Raw genomic sequence first — 9,055 nt, 5'->3', positions numbered from 1 at the left:
TTCCAAGGGTCAACTCCATCGCCAGTGCAGCGGACAACGCCAGCATCATCAGCAACGCGATAAACATCAGGCCCAACTGAGCGATCTGCTTATAAAGGGGCATCGGCCTTTTTGTGATTCGAGCAATTGATTTATCAGAGGAAGCCATCATCAATTCTCACTTTTCCGCGGAACACGTAATAGCCCCAGAAGGCGTACATCAGAATCACCGGCAGGTTGTACGGCGTGCTGATCAGGGCGAACAGCCGACTGGTGGCCGGTGATACCGCCGCCCACAGGCTGGCGGATGGCGGGATGATGTTCGGCCAGATGCTCAGTGCCTGGCCGATGTAGGCGAGGAACATCAGCACCAGGGTGAACAAAAACGGCCAGTGCGGCCTTGTGGTCGGTAAGCAGCATCGCAAAGGGCGGGCTTGACCTGAGCAGCAAGGCAATGGAGTTGCATGGCGGTGTCACGCGTTTCATTTTTCACCCCTCGCGTCATGCCGAATCTGGCGAGCCCCGCCGTCATCCATGATGTCCGGGACGACAGCTGTTGCGGGTACCACGGGGTGGTGCAACTAATGAGCCATTTCAATAGGGCGAAGAAAAAGCTCAAATTAATTAACAGGCTGTTTCTGAGTATTTCAAGCGAGGGAAAGGGTGAAGGCGGGGAGTATTCCTCAATTTAGGTGATAAACGCCCGGTTGGGTGGGTGTAATGCCCCATTTATGGAGATAGTAGCGACCCGATTTCACCGACCGCTTTTGGTAGGGGCCGCTTGCCCTGAGGCGACGTGGATTTAACGGGTCGAGAAAGGCCGCTTCTGGCTGATAGCCGTCACCTTCATCCCGTTACGCTCGCGAATGTAGTGCTAAGGGTGACGCGGTCAAGATAGATGTCTTCTGACGTTTTTGCCTGCACCTGCCTGACTCTGGCTCCTTGCAGTAAACGGAGGGCACCTTATGCCCCTATTTTTGAGGATGATGAATGAAACAAGGACTAGTTTTGCTGCTGGCTTTGTTGTTTATGTTTTTGACAGGTTGCACGACTACGCCACCAAAAGATCAAAGCAATCTCTGCAGTATTTACCGTGAGTATCCCGACTGGTATGTGGACTCGCTGCAAATGCAGAGTGAATATGGAACGCCTCTGCATGTGGCCATGGCGATCATGAAGCAGGAAAGCAGCTACGTGGCGGACGCATTGCCGCCTCGTGACTACCTGCTCTGGGTGATCCCCTGGGGGCGAGTCAGTTCGGCTTACGGTTATGCGCAGGCTCAAGACCCGGTATGGGGTGAGTACAAGGACAATACGGGCAACGGTGGTTCGCGTGACAGTTTCGACGACGCGATCATGTTTATCGGTTGGTACACCACTGGCACCCAACGTCAGCTCGGAATCTCCAAATGGGACACCTACAATCAGTACCTGGCTTACCACGAGGGGCGTGGGGGATTTAGCCGCAATTCCTATCGCAGTAAACCGTGGCTGATGCAGGTTGCCCAGAAAGTGCAAAAGCAGTCAGAGATTTACAGCGCGCAACTCAAGCAATGCCGCCAGGAACTGGAAGATGATCGGAGTGGGTGGTTTTAGCGTGGCAGATGGGTGATTAACCCGACGTATTGGGCGACTAGACCGGTTGCGTCGATCTGACCATCACTGCCAAGTTCTCTCAATTCAACGATTTCTGTCGATACAAATAACCCAGATGTACTCAATGGTTCTGGCATGTCGGTGAACTGAAAACGTCTATGTGAGTTTTGGCGGGAGTTCCGTTTCGGCGGCATTCCACTGAAATTCACCGACATCAGCATGACGATTTCGCGGATACCAAAAAAGTGGAATGAATGTTCTGTCGCATGTCGTTTCTGTTAATGAAAATGCGCAAAAAATACCCCTGGCATTTGCCTAACATGAGCCATCGATTACCGCCGCATCACGATGCCAGGAGATCTGCCATGCGCTTTGTAAATCCAATCAAGCACAGTTTGAAAAACGCTAAACCAACCTTAGGTTGCTGGCTGACGCTCGCGAGCCCTGCGGTCGCTGAACTGATTGCTCATTGCGGTTTTGATTGGTTGGTCATCGATGCCGAGCACGGCCCTAATGATACCCAGGATATTGCTGCTCAACTTAGAGCCATTGATGCGGCGGCTTTTAATGGGGCAAGAGCCGTAGGTGCTGTGCGGGTAACCGCCAATGATCCTTCTTTGGTCAAGCGCGCCATGGATTGTGGGGCACAGACTATTGTCTTCCCGAACATTAACGGTGCAGCTGACGCGCAAGCCGCAGTGGCATCGATGTTATTTCCACTACCAGATCAAAGTGGTGTCAGAGGCGTCGCTGGAATGGTCAGAGCGGGGGCGTATGGGCTGGACAGTAACTATGTCAAAGACGCAAACAACCAGGCTTGTGCCATTGTCCTGATCGAGTCAGTGGAAGGGGTAGAGAACGTCGACTCTATAGCTCAAGTCGAGGGCGTTGACTGCCTGTTCATTGGTACGGCTGATTTGTCTGCAAGCATGGGGCTACTGGGGCAGACCGGGCACGATGATGTCAAGGCTGCGGTAGAGAGCGTCTTGACAGCTGCCCGCAAACATTCCAAGGCAGTAGGAATCTTTGCGACTTCGGTGGAAGAAGCCCGCCAGTACAGGGAAAAGGGCGTGACCTTTATCGCGCTTCACTCTGATACAGGTTGGTTGACCAAGGGGGCGACAGACGCCCTGGATGCTCTTAACTTCAAAAGATAATACCTGATTGAATATCGAGTGGTATCGATGAGTATTTGTTGTTTTCATTGTTTGTGTCGGAGGTTGTAAATGTCGATGTCAGATCGTGATGGGAAAATCTGGAAAGATGGCGAGTTAGTTGAATGGCGTGAGGCCAAAACTCATATTTTGACCCATACACTTCATTATGGCATGGGCGTGTTCGAGGGTGTGCGCGCATACGAAACTGCGCGTGGCCCTGCAATATTTCGTCTGAAAGAGCATATTCGTCGTCTTTTTAACTCGGCTAAAATTTTTCAGCTGGAAGTTCCGTTCGACGAAGAAACTATTCGTAACTCGTGTGAAGAAGTCATTCGAGCAAACAAGTACGACGCTTGCTATCTACGTCCTTTGGTTTGGATCGGTTCAGACTTTCTGAGCATCGCAGCAAAAAACAACACAATTCATGTCGCTACCGCTGCATGGCCCATGGGATCTTACTTGGGGGAGGAGGGCATGGAAAAAGGCATTCGAGTAAAAACATCGTCTTTCACCCGCCACCACGTCAACGTTTCCATGGTGCGTGCAAAAGCTTGTGGCTATTACATCAACTCGATCCTGGCTAACCGAGAGGTTACTTCGCTCGGATTTGACGAGGCGCTATTACTGGATACCGAGGGTTATGTGAGTGAGGGGGCTGGCGAGAATATTTTCATGGTTCGAGACGGGGTTATCTACACTCCCGATCTGGCGTCTTGCCTTGATGGCATAACCCGTGACTCGGTTATGCTAATTGCTCGGGATTTGGGCTTCGAAGTTCGGGAGAAACGGATCACTCGCGACGAACTGTATTGCTGCGATGAGGCGTTCTTTACAGGTACCGCTGCTGAAGTGACACCTATTCGTGAACTCGATGGTCGGACAATTGGCGCGGGCTCGCGAGGCCCGATCACACAGCAGCTTCAAGAGGTCTACTTCTGCGCAGTACATGGAACTAATGAAAAGTACGCTCATTGGTTGACCCATGTTTGATGGTCGGGTGACCAGGATGTCGCGGCTATTGCTGGAGCCACAGTCAACTATTCCTAATGGTGGCTAGACTTCTTGATGTGAGGTGAGATAACCATGAATAGTTCCCAGCACGGTACTCCTGAAAGTTTGGAGTTTTCCGCCAGCGAAAGCGACACGCAGGAGTCTGCAGAGTGGCGTGATGCGCTACTTTCCTTGATTGAAAATAGTGGCCCTGAGAGGGCTCGCGAAATCATCGATGAGCTGGTCAGTCTCGTCCGTGATCCCGGCATTGGCTGGAAACCTACGCTGGGTACGCCCTACATCAACCCCATCCCCGTGACAAAGCAGCCTGCATTCCCAGGCGATTTGGCAATCGAGGAACGCCTGTCATCGATAATTCGCTGGAATGCTCTAGCCATGGTCGTACGTGCTAACCAGGCATATGGGGACTTGGGTGGTCATATCGCCAGCTACGCGAGTGCGGCTGATTTGTTCGAGGTTGGTTTTAACCATTTCTTCAGAGCGAGGAGCGACGCTTTTGGTGGCGACCTGGTCTTCTATCAGCCTCATTCGGCACCAGGCGTTTACGCGCGAGCTTTTCTTGAGGGGCGGCTGGGAGAAGAGAACCTTCAGCATTACCGGCAGGAGATCACCGCTTCTGGCCACGGGGTACAGGGCTTATCCAGCTATCCACACCCTTGGTTAATGCCGGACTTCTGGCAATTTCCGACGGGATCGATGGGCATCGGCCCAATTAGTTCGATCTTCCAGGCCCGATTCATGCGGTATCTTCACAACCGTGGCTTGTTAAACACATCTGAGCGAAAAGTGTGGGGCGTTTTCGGTGACGGTGAGATGGATGAGCCGGAAAGTATGTCAGCTCTTACTTTGGCTGCAAGGGAGGGGCTGGATAACCTGATCTGGGTAGTCAATTGCAATCTTCAGCGGTTAGATGGGCCGGTACGAGGCAATGGGCGAATCATCGACGAGCTGGAAGCATTGTTTGTCGGGGCTGGCTGGAACGTCATAAAACTGGTTTGGGGGTCTGATTGGGATGGGCTTTTCGCCCGTGACACTGACGGAAGCCTGGTGCGGGCCCTTTCGGAAACCGTTGATGGGCAGTTCCAGACTTTTGCGGCGAAAGACGGACGTTACAGCAGGGATCATTTCTTTGGTCAAAACGAAGCATTGGCAAAGCTTGCCCAAGGTTTCACAGACGAACAAATCGATCGGCTGAAACGTGGCGGCCACGATATGGTGAAGATCTATGCCGCCTACCACGCTGCTTCTGTTCATAAGGGCCAGCCTACTGTGGTTCTTGCCCAGACCAAAAAAGGTTATGGGATGGGCGAAGCCGGCCAAGGGAAAATGACGACTCATCAGCAAAAGAAGCTTGATCGCGAAACGCTTATCGGCTTTAGAAATCGATTCAATCTTCCTTTGACTGATGAGCAGGTTGAGACTCTCTCGTTCTACAAACCTGCCGATGATAGTCGTGAAATTCGCTATCTCCTTGAGCGTCGGCAAAGCCTTGGGGGCTTTACGCCAAGCCGGCAAACGAATGTTCCGGTGGTCGCGGTACCCGGATTGGATGTGTATGCAAGCTTTGCCACTAAAGCGCAAGGCAAGGAAATGTCCACGACTATGGCTTTTGTCAGGATGCTCAGCAGCTTGCTGAAAGATCCTGTTTTGGGACGGCGTGTGGTTCCCATTGTGGCAGATGAAGCCCGGACGTTCGGGATGGCGAATCTGTTCAAGCAAATCGGTATCTATTCCAGCGTCGGTCAGCATTATGAGCCAGAGGACATTGGCTCGATTCTGAGCTATCGGGAGGCGCTGGATGGTCAAATACTCGAAGAGGGTATCAGCGAAGCGAGTGCCATCAGCTCCTGGGTGGCAGCGGCAACCAGCTATGCCACCCATGGCCTGCCCATGCTGCCGTTCTACATCTATTACTCAATGTTCGGTTTTCAGCGAGTCGGCGATCTCATTTGGGCGGCAGCTGATCAGAGGGCTAGAGGCTTTCTGCTCGGAGCCACGGCAGGCCGTACAACCTTGGGCGGGGAAGGTCTGCAGCATCAAGATGGCAGTAGCCATTTGATGGCTGCTCTGGTGCCAAATTGCAGAGCTTATGACCCTGCATTCGCTGGTGAATTTGCCGTAATTCTAGACCATGGCATGCGTCAGATGCTGGAGGAACAGGTTGATGAGTTCTACTACATCACCCTTATGAACGAGAACTACGCTCAGCCTAGCCTGCCGACTGATGTTGAGAAAGACATCATCAAAGGCATGTACCTCTTCTCAGAACAAAAGTGTGGAGCGGAATCGAACAAAGTTCGGCTGCTCGGATCAGGAACCATCTTGCGAGAAGTGATGGCTGCAGCAGAACTCCTGAGCGCAGATTGGCAGATCGATTCCGAGGTATGGAGTGTCACGAGTTTTACAGAGCTCGCCAGGAACGCCAGAGGAGTAGAACGTTGGAACCGGCATCATCCTGAAGGCGATCAGAAGACTAGCCATGTGGCTGAGTGTTTGCCGAAGGGGACTCCAATCATTGGTGCGACCGATTACGTGCGCGCGCTTGCGCAACTTATTGGTTCCTATGTTGAGGATCACTATGTCGTTCTGGGTACCGATGGTTTTGGTCGCAGCGATACTCGGGCAGCTTTACGCAAATTTTTTGAAGTCGACCGTCATCAGATAGTCCTCAGCGCCCTGTGGGCCTTGGTGCACGAAGGGAAACTTAGTGCTGAAATCTGCTCTCGTGCAATTGAAAAATACGACATTGGATTTGACGAAACAGCCCCTTGGGAATGTTGATGTGAGTTTGTGACGGTGGCATCGAAATGGCTTTCGCCCATTATTCCAATTAACGCTGTCAGGCAAACATTGAGAAAGTAGTTTTCAATGAAATTTTGCCGTTCGCTTCACCATCAGTTCGTAAGTTAGCCCGGGGGCTTGGGGTGCCACTGCATGAAATTAATTATACGTCAGGACTTCGGACTTTTAGCAAATTTAGCCTTTGCCGCGCTTCGGGCTTAAACTGATATTATTGCTTAACCGAGAACTAGTCCCTTGCGAGGTTGTTTCAAGGCGCGGGCTCCCAGCCCAGCCCAGTGCAGTATGCGAACCGGTGGGAAGATACTACGGCCTTCTTGAAAAAAACTTATGCTAAGATCCCTTACTCTATTGAGGGGATATGGAATGTATATTCTGTATTTTTGGGGTTTTTGAAATGATCATACCAAAGGTTAAGATAGACGCTACGGATCGCCGCATATTGGCGGCGCTCCAGCGGAATGCAAGGCTGTCGAGTGCGGAGCTTGCTGAGCTGGTATCACTGAGCGCATCGCCATGCTGGAGACGGGTCAAAAGGCTCGAAGAAATAGGTCTGGTGCGAGGCTACCATGCCAGCATTAATACTGAAATGCTTGGATACGCTATTACTGCCTTTGTACAGGTATCCCTGGGTCAAAAGGATACTACCCATATGAAGGCGTTCGAGGAGTCGATAACTTCTTTTGAGCAGGTTATAGCCTGCCACTGCATTTCAGGTGTTTATGATTACCAGTTAACGGTCTTGGCAACTGATTTGGCTGAATTTAGTGAGTTTGCCAGAAACAATATAAATGGTTTTCCAGGTGTCAAAGACGTTTGCACCTCCTTTGTCGTAAAGGAAGTCAAAGCGCCAGTGAGTTTGATGGTCGGGTAGTAGGGGGTATGTATCTAACCTGCTTGAAGTACATGCTACTTGCCAGCGCTTAACAGCTTTGCTTCTGACTTGTACTTATTGCTGTAAAAAATCCCCGCACCTCCTGGGGGAAGATGCGGGGCAAAATAGTACACATGGTGAGGAGGGTCAGCCTCTTCAAATGCAGGCTTGGCTGCATTCGAAGCATCCGTCAAAGGCGTCACCTGTAAGTCCTACCTTGGCCGACCCTCCTCGATGCGCATTCAAAGCCAAAGGAGCGGAGTAGGGAAATTAATAATTATCAAAAATAGATTAATGAGAGCTGGAACAACGTCGGACACAGAGCGAACGTTGGCACTTGAAACAGGTGGTTTTTCCTGACCGCAAGGGTGTGCCGGTTCGATTCCAGTGTCGGGCGCCACATAAAATCAAGGGCTTGCAAGTGAAAACTGATGCAAGCCCTTGTTTGTTTCTGCTCCATTATTTCTATCTTGATCGTGGTTGCCTGATGCTTCAGGACGCCGGGTCTGCCTTGCGGCGTTCGCTGCCGGTTGGGTTGCCGGTATCGATCAGCCTTCTTTCCAGCAGTACGTTTTCCAAGGCCTGGCGGTCTGACGGGTTCATTTGATGTTCTCGCTCCTTGAGTTCCAACAGGATCGGGCTGGACCACTGGCGGTAGGTTTGTTCAGCACTACGATTGGGTGACATGGGTACCTCCTTGATCAGGCTCCTGCCAATAAAGGCGCCGCTGTTCGATACGCCAAAAACCCTAGTCGACGAAGCAGGTTCTCGCCACTGCTTTACGTCGGACTGCCATTCCCCCAGATGCCCGTAGCGGCAGTGCGCTGTACGTAGTCGCTAAAGTCGCGGGCCGGCCGACCCAGTGCGCGCTGCACGCCATCGGCCACGGGTGTGTTGCGACCGTCGAGCACAGTCGTGAACAGATACAACACCAGATCCATCAACTCGGGGGGAAGTTGTTCCTGTTCCATTGCCTGTCGATAGGCGTCCGGCGGTACGGCCACGAATTCGATATTGCGACCGGTGGAGCGGGCAATTTCGGTCACGGCTTGAGCAAAGGTCAACGCCCGAGGGCCGGTCAATTCATAGAGCTGGTCAGTGTGTCCGGGTTGGGTCAGTGCCGCGGCGGCACACTCGGCGATGTCTTCTGCATCGACAAAGGGCTCGGCGACCTGGCCGACGGGGAGTGCGAGTTCACCTTGCACAATGGGGTCAAGAAAGTGTGCCTCGCTGAAGTTCTGGCAGAACCAACTGGCCCGCAGGATCGTCCAGTCAATCCCGCTGTCCTGTACGACGCGTTCGGCCTGTTCCGCTTCAACTTCGCCGCGCCCGGATAACAAGACCAGTTTGCGGACTCCGCTTTTCACCGCCAGGTCGGTGAACGCCTGGATGCTTTCAAGGGCGCCTGGAACGGCGAGATCAGGTTGAAAGGAAACGTAGACCGATTGAACGCCATCGATCACGGCGTCCCAAGTTGATCGATCTTCCCAGTCGAAGGGTGGATTGGCGTCGCGCGAACCCCGGCGAACGGGCAGGCCGGCCGCTTCGAGTCGTTGTGTGATTCGCCGTCCGGTTTTGCCGGTGGCGCCGAGGACCAGCGTGATTGGTTGAGCCGTTTTCATTGCGTTCATCTCCATCG

8 protein-coding genes and 1 pseudogene are annotated in these 9,055 nt (G+C 52.5%); 6 read left to right on the top strand and 3 right to left on the bottom strand.

Going from position 1 to position 9,055, the window contains the following annotated elements:
- Positions 1-134: 134 nt before the first annotated feature.
- Positions 135-374 (bottom strand): annotated as a pseudogene (locus WHX55_RS16135) (cytochrome d ubiquinol oxidase subunit II); the annotation flags it as partial.
- A 595-nt stretch (positions 375-969) separates the two neighbouring features.
- Here WHX55_RS16135 and WHX55_RS16130 point away from each other — a divergent pair.
- From WHX55_RS16130 to WHX55_RS16105, 6 genes are all read left to right on the top strand, one after another.
- Positions 970-1,575 carry a hypothetical protein gene (locus tag WHX55_RS16130; protein WP_353740789.1) on the top strand — a complete coding sequence of 202 codons (606 nt, stop codon included), beginning with the start codon at positions 970-972 and terminating at the stop codon, positions 1,573-1,575.
- A 365-nt stretch (positions 1,576-1,940) separates the two neighbouring features.
- Entirely contained in the window at positions 1,941-2,732 is a 792-nt protein-coding gene (locus tag WHX55_RS16125; RefSeq protein WP_353740788.1) for an aldolase/citrate lyase family protein, read from the top strand.
- Positions 2,733-2,801: 69 nt separating this feature from the next.
- A complete protein-coding gene (locus WHX55_RS16120; protein ID WP_353740787.1) occupies positions 2,802-3,722 on the top strand; it encodes a branched-chain amino acid transaminase in 921 nt (306 codons plus the stop codon).
- A gap of 93 nt (positions 3,723-3,815) precedes the next feature.
- Complete coding sequence (gene mdeB / locus WHX55_RS16115) at positions 3,816-6,524, top strand: alpha-ketoglutarate dehydrogenase (RefSeq protein WP_353740786.1); 2,709 nt, start codon at positions 3,816-3,818, stop codon at positions 6,522-6,524.
- 95 nt (positions 6,525-6,619) lie between these two features.
- Positions 6,620-6,751, top strand: a complete 132-nt coding sequence (locus WHX55_RS16110) for an E3 binding domain-containing protein (protein WP_257605506.1) — start codon at positions 6,620-6,622, stop codon at positions 6,749-6,751.
- 152 nt (positions 6,752-6,903) lie between these two features.
- Positions 6,904-7,416 (top strand): Lrp/AsnC family transcriptional regulator, encoded by a 513-nt coding sequence (locus tag WHX55_RS16105; protein ID WP_224794481.1) that lies wholly within the window; start codon positions 6,904-6,906, stop codon positions 7,414-7,416.
- Between the two features lie 492 nt (positions 7,417-7,908).
- Here WHX55_RS16105 and WHX55_RS16100 read toward each other — a convergent pair whose 3' ends face one another.
- Together WHX55_RS16100 and WHX55_RS16095 are read right to left on the bottom strand one after the other, a co-directional pair.
- Positions 7,909-8,103 carry a hypothetical protein gene (locus WHX55_RS16100; protein ID WP_353740785.1) on the bottom strand — a complete coding sequence of 65 codons (195 nt, stop codon included), beginning with the start codon at positions 8,101-8,103 and terminating at the stop codon, positions 7,909-7,911.
- A 92-nt stretch (positions 8,104-8,195) separates the two neighbouring features.
- On the bottom strand, positions 8,196-9,038 hold the full coding sequence (locus WHX55_RS16095; protein WP_353740784.1) for an NAD(P)H-binding protein: 843 nt from the start codon (positions 9,036-9,038) through the stop codon (positions 8,196-8,198).
- Positions 9,039-9,055: the final 17 nt, after the last annotated feature.

It is taken from the genome of Pseudomonas fluorescens (genome assembly GCF_040448305.1).
Taxonomy (GTDB): domain Bacteria; phylum Pseudomonadota; class Gammaproteobacteria; order Pseudomonadales; family Pseudomonadaceae; genus Aquipseudomonas; species Aquipseudomonas fluorescens_BH.
Note: the sequence above shows the minus strand (reverse complement) of the source record. Positions and strands in the feature narration are given on the sequence as shown.

Excerpts from the sequence above, each read along its gene's own strand:
- WHX55_RS16130 (WP_353740789.1), top strand. The coding sequence starts at position 970 with ATGAAACAAGGACTAGTTTTGCTGCTGGCTTTGTTGTTTATGTTTTTG.
- WHX55_RS16125 (WP_353740788.1), top strand. The coding sequence starts at position 1,941 with ATGCGCTTTGTAAATCCAATCAAGCACAGTTTGAAAAACGCTAAACCA.
- WHX55_RS16120 (WP_353740787.1), top strand. The coding sequence starts at position 2,802 with ATGTCGATGTCAGATCGTGATGGGAAAATCTGGAAAGATGGCGAGTTA.
- mdeB (WP_353740786.1), top strand. The coding sequence starts at position 3,816 with ATGAATAGTTCCCAGCACGGTACTCCTGAAAGTTTGGAGTTTTCCGCC.
- WHX55_RS16105 (WP_224794481.1), top strand. The coding sequence starts at position 6,904 with ATGGAATGTATATTCTGTATTTTTGGGGTTTTTGAAATGATCATACCA.
- WHX55_RS16100 (WP_353740785.1), bottom strand. The coding sequence starts at position 8,103 with ATGTCACCCAATCGTAGTGCTGAACAAACCTACCGCCAGTGGTCCAGC.
- WHX55_RS16095 (WP_353740784.1), bottom strand. The coding sequence starts at position 9,038 with ATGAAAACGGCTCAACCAATCACGCTGGTCCTCGGCGCCACCGGCAAA.